Below are 18,321 nucleotides of genomic sequence, written 5' to 3'. Positions count from 1 at the left end.
GGATCGGGGTAGGCCTCGGGTGAGCGGGTACACGGAGTCGCACGCACGACCCGCCGAGATCGACCCGAGGAGCGACCGCCATGAGCAGCACCACCGGCAGCGGCGCGCGGCACCGCCGGGCAGGAGCACCCAAGCAGTCCGGCTTCGGGTTCGGCGTGCTGGTGCTCCTCGGCCTGATCCTGCTCGCCGCCGGCGTCGTCGGCCTGCTCTACACGGCCTTCGCGACGCTCACCACGATGGTGCTGTTCGCGTGGCTTCTCCTCGTCGGCGGCATCGTCGGCCTCATCCAGGCCATCCAATCGCGGCGGGAACCCGGCGCCTTCTGGCTCACGCTCGCGGTGGCCGCGGTGAACATCGCCGCGGGCATCGTCCTGCTGCGGCGGCCCGACGTGGCGGCGTCCGCGCTCACCCTGTTCGTCGCGCTGCTGCTGCTCACCGCGGGACTGTTCCGCGTGGTCGGCGGCATCGCGTCGATGTCGGCGCGCATGACGTGGACCGTCGTGGTCGGCGTGATCGACATCGTGCTGGGCCTGCTGGTGCTGGCCGAGTGGCCGAGCAACAGCCGCTATGTGATCGGCACGTTCATCTCGCTGGCCCTGCTGTTCGACGGGCTCAGCATGGTGAGCCTGGGGATCACCGGGCGGCGGATCGTGGACATGGTGCGGACCGAGGACGCCCGGATGGCGCACGGGACGGCGATCACGGGCGTCGGGGCCGGTGCTGCCGCGGCGGGCGCCGGGGCGGGCGTTCAGGAAGGTGCTCCGGCGGGTGCTTCGGCGGGTGCTCAGGGGAGTGCTCAGGGGGGCGCGCCGGCCGAGCGGCCGCCGGATGCCGAGATCGAAGAGGAATCCGAGGAACTCGCGGGCGGCGCGGCCTGGCGCGACGGCCCCGGCGAAACCGACGGCGGCGACCCGTCGACCGCCGAATGGACCGCGGACAAGGGCCCCGACACCCTCCGCAAGTCCTTCGGCGCGGGCCCGGACGACGAGACCGGCGGACGGCACCGGCGGTAGGACGCCGGTGCCGTCCGCCGGCGCCGTCACGCGGTCAGGTGCCGCGGACGACCGGTTCCTGAAGCTCCGTCACCCACCCGGCGACGTCGTCCGGAACATCCAGGTACACCTCGCGCGGCAGGCCGGTCGACCGGTAGCCGTGCTCCTCCAGCCACACGCCGAGCGCCTGCACGCTCGGCATGACGTCGTCCATCGACCCTTGGTGCACCAGGGTCGCCGCCTCGATCGCGGGCAGCACGACGACTTCGAAGGCCCGTTTGGCCGTGACGTCCGCCGCGACCGGCATCGCCGCGTGCACGGTGACCGCGCCGCGGTCGCCGGTCGGCTCGTAGTACGCGATCCCCGGCCCCACCGGCGTGACCCCGGCGGCGGACAGCCGCTCACCCAGCTCCGCGAACAGCGGACCGACCACCGGCCCGATGAACGCCGGCTCGTGGCCCTCCGCCACCGCCCGCAGCTCGGCCACCCGCACCGCCGGAACAGGCTTCACCACGACGTCCGCAGCAGACATGCAACCCTCGCTTTCGATCGCCCGGAGCCTCGCCTCGACCTGCGCCAACCGCGCGGCCTCCGCCGCCACCGACGCGGCCTGCTCGGCCCGCCGCAACCGCAGCATGCCGCGCAGTTCCTCGGCGCTCACCCGCTCGTCGAGGATCGCCCCGACCTGCTGCAGGGTGAAGCCGAGGTCCTTGAGGGCGACAAGCCGGTTGAGGCGCGCAAGCTGCGCCGCCGCGTAGGAGCGGTAGCCGCTGACCGGGTCGACGGACGCCGGCGGCAGCAACCCGATCGCGTCGTAATGCCGCAGCATGCGCACCGACACCTGGCCGCGCCGGGCGAAGTCTCCGATTCCGAACATGACGCCTTCAGGACAGGGCCTGACACGGTGTGAGAGTCAAGCCGACGACAGGGCTCACGGCGACGCAACGAACCCCTGCGACAGATCGAGCCGGAACTGCGCACCGGCCACCCCCGGCTCCCACCCGCGCTGCAACGCCCGCCGGACGGCCCGCGCGACGTCGGAGGGCAGCACCGGCGAACGGCGGCGACCGACCCAATTGCCCGGATGCGGCCCTGCGGTGCGGACGACGAGCACGGCGCCGGGGTCGTCGTCGAGAGCGACGGCGTAGGTGCAGGGACTCCAACCGAGTGCCTGGCAGTAGCTCGGTCGCCCTCGCAGCCGCCAACGGTAGGCGACGGAGTCGACGACAATCCGGCGCGAGCCGGTCTTGGCGATGGCCACTTACAGCTCCTCGTCCGGGGCCGGGGTCATGTCGTACTCGTCGACGTCGAGGGATGCGCCGGTGGCGGTGAGGAAGGCGAGCGCGCCGCGGTCGAGACACCAGCCGAGCAGGTTGGCGACGGGGGGCGTGTCCCCGGCGGGGCGAAGGCAGCGCACGACTTCCAGCACCGCCGAGCCCATGCCGTCCTCGGCTTCCGCGTCCAGTCGGCGCGCGAGGTCCGCGATGCGCGCGGTGTGGGGGACGAGGCGGGCCAGGACGCAGGCGGCCTGTTCGTCGACACGGCGGCCGGGCTCGCGGCAGGCGACCTGCCAGGCGTGGACCACCGGCCTGGCGGGCGAGGCCCGCTTGCTGCCGCGAACCACGACCTCGTCGGGCTCGATCCCGAGGAAGGCGGTCATGTCGGCGGCCGGGGTGCGGTGGCTTTTGAGCGCGAAGTAGACGTACTGCTCAACCTGCATGCGGGTGACCGTATCCGGCAACGGGTGAGGTTGGTTCGAACGTGTGTGCCAGGTGAGGGGTCTGTGGGGTGTGTTCGCTGTGGGCGATCAGGGGTCGCGGGAAGGGCGGGAATGTTTGCGGGCTCTTTTTTCTTGAGTCGAGTCAGCGCAAGTGCAACGAACGAACCGACTCCGACCCTGGGAGCCCGCAATGAGCGACACCACCTCCGGCATCCTGACCCTTCCGGTGCTGCCCCTCGACGACATCGTGGTGCTCCCGGGTATGGCCGTGCCGCTGGAGCTGAACGAGCCCGAGACCCGCGCCGCGGTCGACGCCGCCCGGGCGCTGCCCGGGATCCGGGCCGGCAAGGGCCAGGCGCGCGTGCTGCTCGTGCCACGCGACGACGGGCACTACCCGGCCGTCGGCACCCTCGGCGTCATCGAGCAGATCGGCCGCCTGCCCAGCGGCGAATCCGCCGTCGTGGTCCGCGGCACCGACCGCGTCCGCATCGGCACCGGCACGACCGGACCCGGCGCGGCGCTCTGGGTGGAAGCCACGCCCGTCGACGAGGCCGAGCCGACCGAGCAGGACCAGGAGCTGGCCCGCGAGTACCGCGCGCTGGTCACCACCATCCTCGGCAAGCGCGGCGCCTGGCAGGTCGTCGACTTCGTCCAGCAGATCGAAGACCCGAGCGAGCTGTCCGACAACGCCGGCTACGCCCCGTACCTGAGCCAGCAGCAGAAGATCGACCTGTTGCAGACCACCGACCTCACCGAGCGGCTGGAAAAGGTCGTCGGCTGGACCCGCGACCACCTCGCCGAGCTGGACGTCGCGGAGACCATCCGCAAGGACGTCCAGGAAGGCATGGAAAAGACCCAGCGCGAGTTCCTGCTCAAGCAGCAGCTCGCCGCGATCCGCAAGGAGCTGGGCGAACTCAACGGCACGCCGGGCAGTGAGGAAGAGGACTACCGGGCCCGGGTCGAGGCCGCGGACCTGCCGGAGAAGGTGCTGCAGGCCGCGCTGAAGGAGGTCGACAAGCTCGAACACGCGTCCGAGGCGTCGCCGGAGAGCGGCTGGATCCGGACCTGGCTGGACACCGTCCTGGAAATGCCGTGGAACGAGCGGACCGAGGACGCGTACGACATCGCCGGCGCCCGCGGCGTCCTGGACGCCGACCACGCCGGACTCGACGACGTGAAGGAACGCATCGTCGAGTACCTGGCGGTGCGCAAGCGCCGCGAGGAGCGCGGTCTCGGCGTCGTCGGCGGGCGGCGCAGCGGCGCGGTCCTGGCGCTCGTCGGGCCTCCCGGCGTCGGCAAGACCTCGCTCGGCGAGTCCGTCGCGCGGGCGATGGGGCGCGAGTTCGTCCGCGTCGCGCTCGGCGGCGTCCGCGACGAGGCGGAGATCCGCGGGCACCGGCGCACCTACGTCGGCTCGCTGCCGGGCCGCATCGTGCGGGCGATCAAGGAGGCGGGGAGCATGAACCCCGTCGTCCTGCTCGACGAGATCGACAAGGTGGGCTCCGACTACCGCGGCGACCCGACGGCGGCGCTGCTCGAGGTGCTGGACCCGGCGCAGAACCACACGTTCCGCGACCACTACCTCGAAGTCGAACTCGACCTGTCCGACGTGGTGTTCCTTGCCACCGCCAACGTGCTGGAGGCCATCCCCGAGCCGCTGCTCGACCGGATGGAGCTGGTGCGGCTGGACGGCTACACCGAGGACGAGAAGGTCACCATCGCCCGCGACCACCTGATCCCGCGTCAGCTCGACAAGGCGGGACTGGAAGCGGCCGAGGTGGCGTTCACGGACGAGGCGCTGCACCGGCTCGCGGGCGAGTACACCCGCGAAGCGGGCGTCCGCACGCTGGAGCGCGCGATCGCCCGGGTGCTCCGCAAGATCGCCGCGAAGCAGGCCCTGGACGACGTCGAACTGCCGCTGACGGTCGGCGCGGCCGAACTGGTCGGCTACCTCGGCCGGCCGCGCCACACCCCCGAGGCGCAGTTGGCCAAGGACGAGCAGCGCACCGCGCTGCCCGGCGTGGCCACCGGCCTCGCGGTCACCGGCGCGGGCGGCGACGTGCTCTACATCGAGGCGTCGCTGGCCGACCCGGAGACCGGCGCGAGCGGGGTGACGCTGACCGGGCAGCTGGGCGACGTCATGAAGGAGTCCGCGCAGATCGCGCTCTCCTACCTGCGGTCCCGCGGGGTGGAGCTGGAACTCCCCGTCGGCGACCTGAAGGACCGCGGCGTGCACATCCACGTGCCGGCCGGCGCGGTCCCGAAGGACGGGCCGAGCGCGGGCGTCACGATGACGACGGCGCTGGTGTCGCTGCTGACCGGCCGCCCCGTGCGGTCCGACGTGGCGATGACCGGCGAGGTGTCGCTCACCGGGCGCGTCCTGCCGATCGGCGGCGTGAAGCAGAAGCTGCTCGCCGCGCACCAGGCGGGGATCACCACCGTGCTGATCCCCAAGCGGAACGAGCCGGACCTGGACGACGTGCCGGAGACGGTCCGCGAGCAGCTGACCGTGCACGCGGTCTCCGACGTCCGCGAGGTCCTCGCGCTGGCGCTGGAGCCGGCCCGGACGCGGGAGCACGCGGCCGCGGCCTGACGGCCCGGACTCCCGCAGGCCCGGCGGCGGCGTCCGCCGGGCCACCCGACCCCGCCGGGGCGAGCAGCCGACCTGCTCGCCCCGGCGGTGCCTTGTCCGGGACGGGGTCAGGCTGGGTGGCCGACTCGGTCGCCGCGGTGGGCCACCCGACCACGCTCGGCCGACGGAAACGTCACGTCTGTCGGTCCGCGCTCTCCCCGCGGTGTCCGAGCAAGCCCCAGCGCTCCGCCAGCCGCGCGTCCAACGCCGCCAAATACTCGCGCCCGTACGCGCCGTTCTCCAACCCGGTGACCAACACCCCGGGCAGATCCGCCGCGTACTCCGGCGTCACCGAAGCCGCGGCCAGGGCGATCGTCGCGACGGTGTCCACGTCCCCCGTGAACGCCACGCATGCGCGCAGCAGCGCCGCCGTGCCGCGGTTCGCGGCGAGGGCCGTCACCGCCGCTCGGGCGCTCGACATCCCCGGCGAGCCGACCTTGCCGCGGTACGCGCGATCCCACGCCCCGTACTCGGCGGGCGCCGGCACCTGCGCGGCCAGCCACCGCGGCAGGTCGGCGGCCGGGCCGAGGCCGTGCCGGCAGTAGTGCACCGCGAACGCCGCCCCCACCGCCGCGGCCACCCCGCCCGGCGTGTCGTGGGTGATCCGCGCCTGCAGCTCTGCCAAACGGCGGACGTCGGCCGCGTCCGGCAGCAGACCCAGCACGCCCGCGCGCATCGCCGCGCCGCTCTTGTCGCTCGCCGGGCGCAGCGCCGCGCGCAGTTGTGCGCCCGTCTTCACCCGGTCGAGCACCGAACGGAAGCCCCCCGCGTAACCCGCCCGCGGGTCGCGCCGGTACGCCGCCACGAACCGGTCGGCCAGGGCCGCCGTCGCGGCCTCGGGTGTTCGGTGCAACGGGTCGTCGTCGAGCAGCCATTCGACGACCGCAAGGCTCATCTGCGTGTCGTCGGTGTAGTGCCCCGGAGCGAGGTCGTGGTGCCGCGGATGCCGGACATAGCCCGACAGCGTGTTCCCGCGGCGGACCAACTCCGGTGCGGCGTACTCGAACCCCGCGCCGTACGCGTCCCCGATCGCCAGTTCGACCAACATGCGGCAAGACCCCCAAATCCCCCGAACGAATCTGTCGCGGTGTCCCTCGCAGGAGTGATGCTCCACGCGGCAACGCCGAGTCTGAGACGTTTCGTGGTCCCGGCGGATACCGTCGACAGTGATCACACGGCTGATCGCGCGTGTGGGGCACACCGTATTACCCGGAGGGACCGCCCGGCGGCGGCCGTGCCGTCAGCCGCCGCGGACCGGCCGATTTCGCCGGACGTCGGAAGGCGGGAGACGTGCAGCGACCGACAGGTAGGGGCAGCGCCATGCACAGCAACGACCGCCGGGGGAGCGGGGCATGAGACCCCGCGACGACGCCGCGCCGGGCCCGGGTAGTGCGGGCGCGGCGGCGAGCCGCCCGGCCGGCCCCGCCACCGCGGACCTGCCGGATTTGCCGGACCTGCCGGTCGTGCCCGGCCTGACCGAGAGCGCGCTGACCGGAACCGGCTTGTCCGACGCGGCCCTGACCGAGACCGGCCGCCCGCTGCCGGGCCTCGCCGAGTCCGACCTCGAATGCGCCCGCTGCGACGTCGCCCGCACCGAACTCACCCGTGCGGACCTGACCCTGACCGCACCGGTGGCGGACGAGGCCGACGCGTCGGACGCGGCGGGCGCGGCCGGGGGAGCGCCTGAGGAGGCGGCGGTCCAGTCGGCACGGCGCTCGGGAACGCCGGTCGGCGCGTCGGACCTCGGCGACCAGGCCGAGTTCGCCTCCGGTTCCGCCGCCGCGCCGCGGTCCGCCCCTGGCTCCGGGGCTTCCCCCGCCGGCCCCGCACTCGCGCCCTCCGTATCGGCTCCCGCAGACACTGCCTTGTCTCCCGCGCCCTCAGCGGCGCCCCCCGCACCCTTCGCCCCGGCCCCCGCGGTCTCTGCGTCCGCGCCCTCCGCCTCGGCTCCGGCGGCCTCCGCCTCCGCCCCGCCCTCCGCTGCCGCCCCCGCGCCCGCCGCCCCGGCTCCCGCGCCTTCCGCTGCGGCGACCGCGTCGTCGGCCCCGACCGCCGCAGCCACATCACCCACCCCCGCCGCCCAGCCCCCCACTTCCGCCGACGGCCCCGCCCACCACGAGTTCGCCCGGCAGTGGGCGCAGCGGCTCGATCCCGACGCGTCGGCCGACGAGCGCGGGGAACTCCTCGGGCGGCTGCAGGACCTGACGCAGCGTCTGGTGCACGCGCTGAGTGCCGACCCGGGCGACCCGCACGAAGCCCGCGCGGTGGGCGAAGCCCTCGTCGCCACGCCCGCGCCCGGCGGCGGCATGCTCGAGCACACGTTCTCACTCATCGGCTCGTGGCTGCCGCGGATCGGCACGCAGGACCCCGACCGCGAGGCGCACGCCCGCCGGGTCGCCGAAGTGCACGGCGCGCTCGCGGCCGGGTACGCCGACGCCCTCCGCACCCGCACGCTCGCCGAGGAGCAGGCCGCGCACGCCGCCGTGCTGGGTGCCCGCGACGACGCCCGCGCCCTCGCCGAGCAGGCGCTGTACGCCAGCGAGGCCCGGTTCCGGGCGGTGTTCGAGCAGTCCGGGCTGGGCATCGCCATCGCCGACGTGCACGGCACGGTCCTGGACGTGAACCCGGCGCTCGCGCAGATGTTCGGGCTGCGCCGAGAAGACCTCACCGGGTATCTCGGTGCGGTCATGCTCACCGAGGACCCCCCGCACGTCGCCCAGTGGTACGCCGAGCTGCTGCGCGGCGACCGCGACCACTTCGCCGCCGAGAAGCGCTACCTGCGCGCCGACGGCGAACCGGTCTGGACGCACCTCACCATCTCGCTGATCCGCGATGCCGCCGGACGCCCCGAGTACCAGGTCGCGATGGTCGAGGACGTCACCGACCGGCACCGCCTGTACACCCGCCTCCGGCACCAGGCCCAGCACGACCCGCTGACCGGCATGCCGAACCGGGCCCTGTTCTTCGACCGGCTCGACGCGGTGTTCGCCGAGCCGGGCGCGCACGACCGGGTCGGCCTCTGCTACCTCGACCTGGACGGGTTCAAGGTCGTCAACGACAGCCTCGGCCACGACGTGGGCGACCAACTCCTCATCGAGGTCGCGCGCCGGCTCGACACCTACGTGTCGCGCGCCGGGCACCTCATCGCGCGCATGGGCGGCGACGAGTTCGTGGTGCTGGTCCGGAACTCCGCCGGCACCGGGCAGGTCGTCGCATTGGCCGAGGGGATCCTGGCCACGCTGCGCGAGCCGTTCCGGATCCGCGGCCACGATCTGACGGTCGGCGCGTCGATCGGCATCGTCGAGCGCCCCGTCGCCGGGACCGGTCCCGCGGACACCATGCGGGCCGCGGACATCACCCTGTACTGGGCGAAGTCGGAAGGCCGCGGCCGCTGGACGGTGTTCGACAGCGAACGCAACGACCGCGAGGTCGCCCGCTACACGCTGTCCGCGGAGATGCCCGCCGCCCTGCACCACGGCGAGTTCTACGTGGACTACCAGCCGCTGGTGGCCCTCGCGGACAACACCATGTGCGGTGTCGAGGCGCTGGTCCGCTGGCGGCATCCGCGGCAGGGCCTGATCGGGCCCGACCGGTTCATCGGGCTGGCCGAGGAGACCGGGCTGATCGTCCCCCTGGGGATGTACGTGTTGGAACGCGCCTGCCGCGCCGCCCGCCGCTGGCACGGCGCCGGACGGCCGAGCCGCCTCGGCCTCGCCGAGCCCGAGCGGGGCCCGTTCATCAGCGTCAACCTCGCCGAACGCCAGTGCCACGAGCCGGGGTTGGTCCGCCAGGTGGAACGCGTGCTGGCGGAGACCGGGCTGGAGCCGGAGCGGCTGCAGTTCGAGCTGACCGAGTCGCAGATCATGGCCACCGACGGCGGCCCCCTCGAACGCCTGCGCGAACTGGCGTCGATGGGTGTCCGCATCGCCATCGACGACTTCGGCACCGGCTACTCCAACCTGGCCTATCTGCGCCGGCTGCCGGTGTGCGAGCTGAAGATCGCCGGGTCGTTCGTCGAGGGTCTGCGCGCGCCCGGCGCCGCGGACCCGGTGGACGCGCGGATCGTCGCGTCGCTGGTCGACCTCGCGCACGCGCTCGGGCTGACGGTGACCGCCGAGGGCATCGAGACCGCGGCGCAGGCGGAGCGCCTGCGCACGATCGGCTGCGATGCCGGCCAGGGCTGGTATTTCTCCCGGCCCGGTCCGCCGGAGCGCATCGCGACGCTGCTGGACGCCGCCGGGCGCTGACCGCCCCGGCGGCCGCCGCGGTCGCGGCCGTGCCCCGCCCGTCGATCTGACGACCTGTCAGATTCGCTGTCCGGCGCCTCGCCATGATCCGCTCTCCGGTCCACCGTGTTCGGTGGCCGGTATTCATCTCGAATTCCGGACGAAAACAACCGGATATTTAGTGCGCTGATGGCCGGAGATGACCGGTTTGTTGATATGTGATCCCGGTAACTTTGTTGATTCCTCGGGAACTTTCGGCGCCAAGCCATACTTCACTCCTGGCCTTCAAATCCAAGGTATAAGGATGTAAGAGCCTGGGAACTCTCGGAAATCGCCCGGTGATCTACGCGCAAAGCCGAGCGCCGTGTCCAGTCTGTGATTTGGTTGAGACCAATCATCAGCCTCTTTCGGGAACACCCGACGGCTAGTGTTCCGGCCCAGGCAGCGCCGGGTGTCCACCATTCGGCGCCTGGGTAGAGGGATTTCATCCATGGCACGTACGAAGCGCGCGATAGCGGCGGCTACGGTCGGCATACTCGCCGCCACCACGCTGGCGGCCTGCGGCAGCGACGACAAGGACAAGAACACCGCCGGCGGCGGCGGTTCCACCGTCATCCTGGGCACCACCGACAAGCCGGGGTCGCTCGACCCGGCAGCCGCGTACGACCTCCCGTCGTGGACGATCATCCGCAACACCTTCCAGAAGCTCTACCGCTATCCGGAAGGCAGCACGACCGCGGTGCCCGACGCCGCCGAGAAGTGCGAGTTCCCCGACCCGAAGACGTACACCTGCACCCTCAAGCCGGGGCAGACGTTCTCCGACGGGACTCCGCTGACGGCCAAGGACGTCAAGTTCTCGTTCGACCGCATGGTCAAGATCAACGACCCGAACGGCCCCGCGGGCCTGCTGGCCGCGATGGACACCGTGGAGGCGCCCGACGACCTCAAGGTGGTCTTCCACCTCAAGGCCGCCGACGTGACCTTCGCGTCCATCGTCGCGAGCGAGGTCGGCGCCATCGTCCCGGCCGCGAAGTACCCCGCGGACAAGCTCGCGGACAGCGGCTTCGTGCTCGGCTCCGGCCCGTACAAGCTCACCAAGTTCACCGCCGACCAGCAGGCGGGCTTCGAGCTGAACGACAAGTACAAGGGCGACATCAAGTCGGCGAACGGCAAGTTCGTCATCCAGTACTTCCCGCAGTCGTCCGCCCTGAAGCAGGCGATCGAGAACGGCACCGTCGACGTCGCCGTCACCGGCCTCTCGCCGACCGACATCCAGGACCTGCGCGGCAAGTCCGCCCAGGGCATCAAGGTCATCGACGGCATCGGCTCGACCATCCGCTTCATGGCCTTCAACGTGAAGAACGCGCCGGCCGACAACAAAGCCGTCCGCCAGGCCATCGCGCAGACCGTCGACCGCGAGGCGATGATCAAGCAGGCCTACAACGGCACCGTCGACCCGCTCTACACGCTGGTCGCCAACGGATTCGCCGGGCACGCCGACGCGTTCAAGGAGAAGTACGGCGCGCCGAGCAAGGAGAAGGCCAAAGCCATCCTCGACGCGGCCGGTGTGAAGACCCCCGTCGACCTGACGCTCTGGTACAACCCGGGCCACTACGGTGCCACCACCGCCGACGAGTACACCGAGATCAAGCGCCAGCTCGACGAGTCCGGCCTGTTCAAGGTCAAGCTCGAAACCACCGAGTGGGAGGCCTACAAGAAGGCCTACGCGGCCGGCGAGTACGCGATCTTCGGCGCCGGCTGGCAGCCGGACTTCCCGGACTCGGACAACTACGTCGCGCCGTTCCTGCTCCCCGACGGCACCTTCCACGTCAACTACAACAACCAGGCGGCCACCGACCTGATCGCCAAGGAGCACAACAGCGCCGACCCGACGGTCCGCAACCAGGCGTTCACCGAGCTCCAGAAGATCGCCGCGGAGGACGTGCCGTTCCTCCCGCTGTGGCAGGGCAAGCAGGTCGCGGTGACGCGTCCGGGCATCGAGGGCGTCGACAAGACCCTCGACGTCTCCGTCCTGATCAGCTTCTGGGTCATCGGCAAGAAGTAGCCCCGGCAATCGCGTAGGACACCAACAGCACTGGGCACGGGCGGAACCGCCGCCCGTGCCCGGTGCCGTGTCCACGAAGGAATCTGACTATGAGCCAGAAATCAGGGAGCCTGGGCCGGTACTTCGCCATCCGGCTCGCCTTGGCCGTCCCGATGGTGCTGATCCTGCTCACGCTGGTGTTCTTCATGATGCGCGTCGCCCCGGGCGACCCGGTCACCGCCTCCGCGGGCGGCGCGAAGATGACCGCCGAGCAGATCGAAGCCAAGCGCCACGCCGCCGGGTTCGACCGGCCGCTGCTGTCGCAGTACGGCGACTACCTCGGGGACGTCATCCGCGGCGACTTCGGCACCACGATCTCCGACCACCGCCCGGTCATGGACATCATCGTGGAGAACGGCGGCGCGACTCTGACCCTCACGCTCGCCGCGATGGTGGTCGCGCTGGGGGTCGGCATCCCGCTGGGCAGACTCGCCGGCCGGTGGAGAGACACCCCGTTCGACGTCGCGACCCGACTATTCGGCATCGTGATGTACGCGGCCCCGGCGTTCGTCCTCGGCGCGCTCGCCCAGCTCGTCGTCGTCAAAAAGCTGCACTGGCTGGACGATTCGAGCCTCCAGGCATCCCCTCTGGTTCAGCTCAACACCCCGACCAAGACCCACATCCTCATCGTCGACGCGATGCTCGCCGGGGACTGGGACGCGGTCAACGACATCTTCCTGCACCTGATCCTGCCCGCGGGCACGCTCGGACTGATCATCGCCGGCGTCTTCATCCGCGTGGTCCGGGTCAACCTCATCCAGACCCTCCGCGGCGACTACGTGGAAGCCGCCCGGGCCCGCGGCATCGCCGAGAAATCGGTGGTCAACCGGCACGCGTTCCGCAACGCGCTGGTCGCGGTCACCACCGTGATCGGCATGCAGTTCGCGATCCTGCTGGGCGGCTCGGTGCTCACCGAGAAGACGTTCAGCTGGCCCGGACTCGGCAACCAGTTGATCAACTACCTGAACGCGCGCGACTACATCGCGGTGCAAGGCATCGTCACCTTCATCGCCGTGGTCGTGGTCGGCATCAGCATCCTGATCGACTTCGTCAACGCGCTGATCGACCCGAGGGTGCGGTACTGATGGCGACCACAGAGATCAACCCGACGCCGAACCCGGCCCCCGAGCCGGCCGCGACCGCCGCCGAGGCGGCCGCCAAGACCAAGGGACACCGCTTCGGCGGCCTCCACAAGATCCGCGCGCAGATCCGGGAAACCGAAGGCGTCGCCAAGTACATGCTCTGGACCGGCCTGGTCCTGAGCGGGATCTTCGTGATCGCCGCGGTGTTCGCGCCGTGGATCGCGCCCTACGACTTCGACACCTACAAGTCCGGCAGCGGCGAGCGCTTCCCCAAACAGGGCGCCCCGAGCGGCACGAACTGGTTCGGCACCACCGTGCAGAGCCTCGACGTGCTCTCCCGCGTCGTGTGGGGTGCCCGCACCGCACTCGAAGTCATCCTGCTGTCCGTCGTGTTCTCGCTGATCGTCGGCGTCCTGCTCGGCCTCGTGTCCGGCTTCGTCGGCGGATGGCTCGACCGCGTCCTCGTGCTGATCATGGACACGCTGTTCGCGTTCCCGTACCTGCTCCTCGCGATCGTCGCCGCGTTCATGTTCCAGGGCCTGCCCGGCGGCGGCGTCCTGACCACGGCACTGGCCATCACGGTCGTCTACATCCCGCAGTACTTCCGCGTCGTCCGCGCCTCGACCCTTTCCGCCCGAGAAGCGGTCTACGTCGAAGCCGCCCGCGCGATGGGCGCCAAGCCCACCACCATCATGCGGCGCTACGTGTTCTCCAACGTGGTCCAGTCGGTGCCGGTCATCACCACCGTCAACGCCGCCGACGCCCTCGGCACCCTCGCCGGCCTCGGCTTCCTCGGCTTCGGCATCCAGCCGACCGAAGCCGCCGAATGGGGCTACGACGTCAGCCGGTCCCTCGACGACATCAACGCGGGCATGTGGTGGACCGCGACCTTCCCGTGCGTCGCGATCGTCCTGGCCATCCTCGGCTTCACGCTGCTGGGAGAGGGCCTCAACGAGGCGCTCAACCCGTCGATGCGCCGCCGCAAGATCGCGAAGGCGGTCATCCCGCCGATCACCAACCCTCGCAAGACCGTCACCCTGACGGCCACCGCGACGGGCACGGCCACCACGGCCGGCGCGGCCACCAAGGCGACCGTCCCGGCCCAGGCCGACCCGCCCCCGGCGGAAACCGCCTCCGGCGACACCGCCTCTGAAACAGCCGCCCCCGACACCACCGCCCCCGACACCACCCCCACCGAGCCGCAGGAGGAGGGCAAGTGACCGACACCGACACCACCCCGGCCCGCGAGGCCGCAACTCCCGTCCTGTCGGCCCGCGACCTGCGCGTCTGGTACGGCTCCAAGCGCGGCCCGGTCGCCGCCGTCGACGGCGTCACGTTCGACGTCCGCCCCGGCGAAACCCTCGGCCTCGTCGGCGAATCCGGCTGCGGTAAATCCACCCTCGGCCGCGGCGTCCTCGGCCTCCTGCCGCCCGGCGCCGCCGTCGACGGCGAAGTCCGTTTCGCCGGACGCAACCTCGTCGGCATGCCCGCCAAGGACCTCCAAGCCCTCCGCGGCCCGGAACTCGGCCTGATCTTCCAAGAGCCGATGACCCGGCTCAACCCGCTGATGAAGGTCTCCGACCACTTCGAAGAGGCCCTGCGCACCCACAACCGCGGGCTGGGCAAAGCCCAGATCCGCACCCGCGCCCTCGACGCACTGCGCGGCATGGGCATCCCGGCGAGCCGCTACGACTCGTACCCGCACGAGTTCTCCGGCGGCATGCGGCAGCGCATCATGATCGCCCTCGCGCTCGTGCTGCGCCCCGCGTTCGTGGTCGCCGACGAACCGACCACCGCCCTGGACGTCCTCGTCGAAGCGCAGATCATCCAGATCCTCGCCGACCTGCGCCGCAACTTCGACACCGCGCTCGTCCTCATCACCCACAACCTCGGCATCGTCGCCGAGGCCTGCGACCGCGTCGCCGTGATGTACGCCGGACACATCGTCGAACAAGGCGACGCCCGCGAGGTCTTCGCCAACCCGCAGCACCCCTACACGCAGGAACTGCTGCGGTCGACGATCTCCCTCGGCACCACCGGCCTCCACTTCATCCCCGGCGCGCCCCCGGACCTCGCCGACCCGCCCGCCGGATGCCGGTTCCACCCCCGCTGCCCCAAGGCGATGCGGGTGTGCGCCGACGAGCAGCCGCCCGAAGTCCTGCTGCCGACCGGCAGCCGCACCACCTGCTGGCTGCCGGTGCCCGACATGACCACCGCGGAAGGCCGCCTTCCGCTCGAGGCGGAGGAGATCGGCGTTGCCGACGAAGCCTGACACCGCCGCGTCCTCCGCCCCCGCGGCCGACGCCTCCGAAACGCTGATCGAGGTCGCCGACCTCCAGGTCCACTTCCCGCTCCGCGGCGGACTGTTCAACCGCCACGCCGGCGCCGTCAAAGCCGTCGACGGGGTGTCCTTCCGCCTCCGCAAGGGCGAAGTCCTGGGCCTGGTCGGTGAATCCGGATCCGGCAAGACCACCCTCGGCCGCACCCTGCTCGGCCTCAACAAGGCCACCGGCGGCAGCATCCGCTACCGCGGCAAGGAGATCGCCGGCCTCCGGGAAGGCGAACTGCGGCCGCTGCGCCGCAACCTCCAGATGGTCTTCCAGGACCCGCACGCGTCGCTCAATCCGGCGATGGACATCGCCACCGCGGTCGGCCACCCGCTCCAGGTCCACGGCCTGGTCCCGGACGCCGCGGAACGCCGCGTCAAGGTCGCGGAAACCCTGGAACGGGTCGGCCTCAGCCCCGCCGAACTGTTCCTCGACAAGTTCCCCTCGGACCTGTCCGGCGGCCAGAAGCAGCGCGCCGTGATGGCCCGCGCCATCATCGCCGGCCCGGAACTCCTGGTCGCGGACGAACCGATCTCGATGCTCGACATGAGCGTCCGCGCCAAGATCCTCCAGCTGTTCCTGGACCTGAAGCGCGACCTGGACCTGACGTACGTCTACGTGACGCACGACCTGGCCAGCGCGAAGTTCTTCTGCGACCGCATCGCGATCATGTACCTCGGGCGCGTGGTCGAGATCGGCCCGACCGCGGAGATCTTCGCGAACCCGCGGCACCCGTACACGAAGGCCCTGCTCGGTGCGATCCCCGACCCCGAGAAGGTCGGCGTCCCGCGCAACCTGCCCCGCGGCGAGATCCCGGACGCCGCCCAGCCGCCGCTCGGCTGCGCGTTCCACCCGCGCTGCCCGGTCGCGGTGGCCGGCTGCGGCTGGGAAGCCCGCGACCTGGCCGCGCTCCTGGACCGGCACTGGCTGGCCGCGGGGGAGGACGCACGGCTGACCGAGTCGGCGCTGTTCGCCCGGCCCGCCGAGCTGGCGACGGCAGGCCTGCGCACGGTGTCGCTCACCCCCGGCAAGGGCCACACCGCCGCCGACATCGTCGAACTCCTCGGCCGCGTCCGGGAGAAGACCCGCGACGATGCGTTCTGGCGCGGTGTCACCGCCGTCGAAGCACGCGGCGAACGCGCCTGCGTCGACTTCGCCGAGGGCTCGGACCCGCGGCTCCGGCTGGTCGGCGGGACGGCCGACACGGTCTCGGTGGCCTGCCACTTGGTGGCGTAGGAGCCGGGCAGCCGCAGGGGTTGCGGGTTGGCGGCCGCCGGGCCTGTGCCCGCCGGACACGATCGTCCGGCGGGCACAGGCCGTTCGACGGATCCCCACTGGCCGGTTTGCGCGGGGATCGCCGGGTACGGTGCCGCAGCCGCACGGAGCTTGAGTTGATCGTCCTACCATCCGATCCCGCCCCGTCGACCGCCATTGGGCGGGCCACCTGACCATCGCCTCGCCGCGGCCCGCCCGCGCCTCCGGCTCCGGACCGCAACTCGACCGGGCGATCAACCTGGGACCGATCGGCTGACGCCGTCTCTCTGTCGGTCGCGCCCCGTAGCGTTCGAGGTGTCGGGGGGATTCCCCGATTCCCGGACCCGCGAGGGGGATCCATGTACCGCCAGGGCGACATCCTGCTGCTTCCGGTCGACGACACCGCGGTGCCCGCCGGGGTGACCGGCCTGCCCGCCAAGCCGCGCGACGGCCGCGGCCGGATCGTCCTCGCGCTCGGCGAAGTCACCGGTCACGCCCACGCGGTGGTGGGCGCCGGCACCCTGTTCCTCGACCCGGAGCCGACCACCATCGGCCACCTCAAGCTCGACGCCCCGACCCGCCTCGTGCACGAGGAGCACGCGGCCATCTCGCTGCCCAAGGGCTGGTACAAGGTCGTCCGCCAGCGCGAGTACGTCCCCGGCGCGGTCCGCATCGTCGCCGACTGACCCGCTGCCGCCACCCCCACCCTTCCCCAGGAGCATGCCGTGACCGCCGCCCCGACCGTCTTCCCCACGCTCACGCTCGCGCACCGGGCCGCCCTCGCCGAGACCGCGGACGCGTGGGCCGACGTCGCCGCGGCGGCCCGCCCCGCCGATCGGGACGCCGCCGAACGCGGCATCCGCGCCGCCTACCGCGCCGCCGGACTCCACGAGCCCGACAAGATCCTCTGGTACGCGTCCCCGCTCGCCGCCGCGGTGGCCGCCACCGTCGTCGCGGGCGCCTTCAAGCCGCAGGAACTCACCGCCCTGCGCCTCCCGGTGCGCGCCCCCGCCGGTTCCCGCGCCGGAGCGAGCGTCCGCGACAAGATCCGCGCCGCGACCTGGGAGCGCGCCCGCACGGACACCGTCACCATCCTCGGCCAAGCCACCTGGGCGCAGGCCTGGGGCGAGATCGCCGAACGCCTGTGGGACCCCACGACCAGCCTGTCGGCCCGCATCCGCGACGGCATCGAAGAAGCCGTCCTCTCCGCCACGGGCACCTCCACCGACCGGGGTCCGGCCGCCCGCCGCGGCACCGTCACCCCGACCGCACCGGTGGCCCGCGAAGCCCGCGCGGCAACGCTCGACGCCCTCGGCGGCCAGCACGACGCCGCCTGGCTCGCCGCCTTCGACGGCCTCCGCCGCTGCTTCCCGCAACTCGACGAATCGCCGTCCGCGCCCGCGCTGGACGCGGTCGCCGAGGTGGCCCGCGCGGCCGGCTGGTGGTGGCCGTACGAGAACGTCGTCCTGGTCGCGGAACGCCCCACCGAACTCCACCGCGACGAGTCCGCCCGCCTGCACAACGGCGAGGGTGCCGCCCTCGCCTTCCCCGACGGCTTCGCGCTGCACGCGTGGCGGGGCATGCCGGTCCCCGCCGACTTCGTCACCGCCCTCGGTCCGGCCGGCAGCGCCCTGAGCGCCCAGCGCATCCGCAACGAGGACAACGCCGAACTCCGCCGCGTCATGCTGGAGATCTACGGCTACGACCGCTACCTCACCGAAGTCGGCGCGCGCCCCCTCCACCGTGACGAAACCGGCGTCCTCTGGCGCATCGACCTCCCCGGCGACGAACCGGTGGTCATGGTGGAGGTCCTCAACTCCACCCCGGAGCCCGACGGTTCGGTGCGCACCTACTGGCTTCGCGTCCCGCCCACCACCCGCACCGCGCGGGCCGGTGTCGCCTGGACGTTCGGCCTCACCGAGCAGGAATACCACCCGGCGCGGGAGACCTGAGCCGCTCCGGATCAGTGCGGGTACGCCTGGCG

14 protein-coding genes are annotated in these 18,321 nt (G+C 72.0%); 10 read left to right on the top strand and 4 right to left on the bottom strand.

What is annotated here, in order from left to right; translation table 11 throughout:
- The first annotated feature begins 80 nt into the window (after window positions 1-80).
- On the top strand, window positions 81-1,013 hold the full coding sequence (locus ABEA93_RS08370; RefSeq protein ID WP_345674700.1) for an HdeD family acid-resistance protein: 933 nt from the start codon (window positions 81-83) through the stop codon (window positions 1,011-1,013).
- A gap of 34 nt (window positions 1,014-1,047) precedes the next feature.
- Here the strand turns inward: ABEA93_RS08370 and ABEA93_RS08365 are convergent, their stop codons facing one another.
- Genes ABEA93_RS08365 through ABEA93_RS08355 form a run of 3 tightly spaced genes read right to left on the bottom strand, consistent with a single transcriptional unit; the run spans window position 1,048 to window position 2,712 of the window.
- Window positions 1,048-1,869: a MerR family transcriptional regulator gene (locus tag ABEA93_RS08365; protein WP_345674699.1), complete on the bottom strand. Its 822-nt coding sequence runs from the start codon at window positions 1,867-1,869 to the stop codon at window positions 1,048-1,050.
- Window positions 1,870-1,923: 54 nt separating this feature from the next.
- Window positions 1,924-2,253, bottom strand: a complete 330-nt coding sequence (locus ABEA93_RS08360) for a hypothetical protein (RefSeq protein ID WP_345674698.1) — start codon at window positions 2,251-2,253, stop codon at window positions 1,924-1,926.
- Window positions 2,254-2,712 carry a DUF4279 domain-containing protein gene (locus ABEA93_RS08355; RefSeq protein WP_345674697.1) on the bottom strand — a complete coding sequence of 153 codons (459 nt, stop codon included), beginning with the start codon at window positions 2,710-2,712 and terminating at the stop codon, window positions 2,254-2,256. It abuts the gene before it with no gap.
- 190 nt (window positions 2,713-2,902) lie between these two features.
- Here ABEA93_RS08355 and lon point away from each other — a divergent pair, with 190 nt between their 5' ends.
- Window positions 2,903-5,305: an endopeptidase La gene (lon, locus tag ABEA93_RS08350; RefSeq protein ID WP_345674696.1), complete on the top strand. Its 2,403-nt coding sequence runs from the start codon at window positions 2,903-2,905 to the stop codon at window positions 5,303-5,305.
- A 172-nt stretch (window positions 5,306-5,477) separates the two neighbouring features.
- Here lon and ABEA93_RS08345 read toward each other — a convergent pair whose 3' ends face one another.
- Entirely contained in the window at window positions 5,478-6,392 is a 915-nt protein-coding gene (locus tag ABEA93_RS08345) for an ADP-ribosylglycohydrolase family protein (RefSeq protein ID WP_345674695.1), read from the bottom strand.
- 304 nt (window positions 6,393-6,696) lie between these two features.
- Here ABEA93_RS08345 and ABEA93_RS08340 point away from each other — a divergent pair, with 304 nt between their 5' ends.
- From ABEA93_RS08340 to ABEA93_RS08305, 8 genes are all read left to right on the top strand, one after another.
- Window positions 6,697-9,591, top strand: a complete 2,895-nt coding sequence (locus tag ABEA93_RS08340) for a putative bifunctional diguanylate cyclase/phosphodiesterase (RefSeq protein WP_345674694.1) — start codon at window positions 6,697-6,699, stop codon at window positions 9,589-9,591.
- A gap of 469 nt (window positions 9,592-10,060) precedes the next feature.
- On the top strand, window positions 10,061-11,635 hold the full coding sequence (locus ABEA93_RS08335) for an ABC transporter substrate-binding protein (protein ID WP_345674693.1): 1,575 nt from the start codon (window positions 10,061-10,063) through the stop codon (window positions 11,633-11,635).
- Between the two features lie 89 nt (window positions 11,636-11,724).
- Entirely contained in the window at window positions 11,725-12,759 is a 1,035-nt protein-coding gene (locus ABEA93_RS08330) for an ABC transporter permease (RefSeq protein ID WP_345674692.1), read from the top strand.
- Window positions 12,759-13,976, top strand: a complete 1,218-nt coding sequence (locus ABEA93_RS08325) for an ABC transporter permease (protein WP_345674691.1) — start codon at window positions 12,759-12,761, stop codon at window positions 13,974-13,976. The genes ABEA93_RS08330 and ABEA93_RS08325 overlap by 1 nt, the downstream gene beginning before the upstream one ends.
- Window positions 13,973-15,028 carry an ABC transporter ATP-binding protein gene (locus ABEA93_RS08320; RefSeq protein WP_345674690.1) on the top strand — a complete coding sequence of 352 codons (1,056 nt, stop codon included), beginning with the start codon at window positions 13,973-13,975 and terminating at the stop codon, window positions 15,026-15,028. Before ABEA93_RS08325 ends, ABEA93_RS08320 begins: the two co-directional genes overlap by 4 nt.
- Window positions 15,012-16,319 carry an ABC transporter ATP-binding protein gene (locus ABEA93_RS08315; RefSeq protein WP_345674689.1) on the top strand — a complete coding sequence of 436 codons (1,308 nt, stop codon included), beginning with the start codon at window positions 15,012-15,014 and terminating at the stop codon, window positions 16,317-16,319. The genes ABEA93_RS08320 and ABEA93_RS08315 overlap by 17 nt, the downstream gene beginning before the upstream one ends.
- 377 nt (window positions 16,320-16,696) lie before the next feature.
- On the top strand, window positions 16,697-17,023 hold the full coding sequence (locus ABEA93_RS08310; protein WP_345674688.1) for a hypothetical protein: 327 nt from the start codon (window positions 16,697-16,699) through the stop codon (window positions 17,021-17,023).
- A 39-nt stretch (window positions 17,024-17,062) separates the two neighbouring features.
- On the top strand, window positions 17,063-18,289 hold the full coding sequence (locus ABEA93_RS08305) for a DUF6745 domain-containing protein (protein ID WP_345674687.1): 1,227 nt from the start codon (window positions 17,063-17,065) through the stop codon (window positions 18,287-18,289).
- Window positions 18,290-18,321: the final 32 nt, after the last annotated feature.

Source organism: Yinghuangia aomiensis (assembly GCF_039542225.1).
GTDB classification, from domain to species: Bacteria; Actinomycetota; Actinomycetes; order Streptomycetales; family Streptomycetaceae; genus Yinghuangia; species Yinghuangia aomiensis.
Note: the sequence above shows the minus strand (reverse complement) of the source record. Positions and strands in the feature narration are given on the sequence as shown.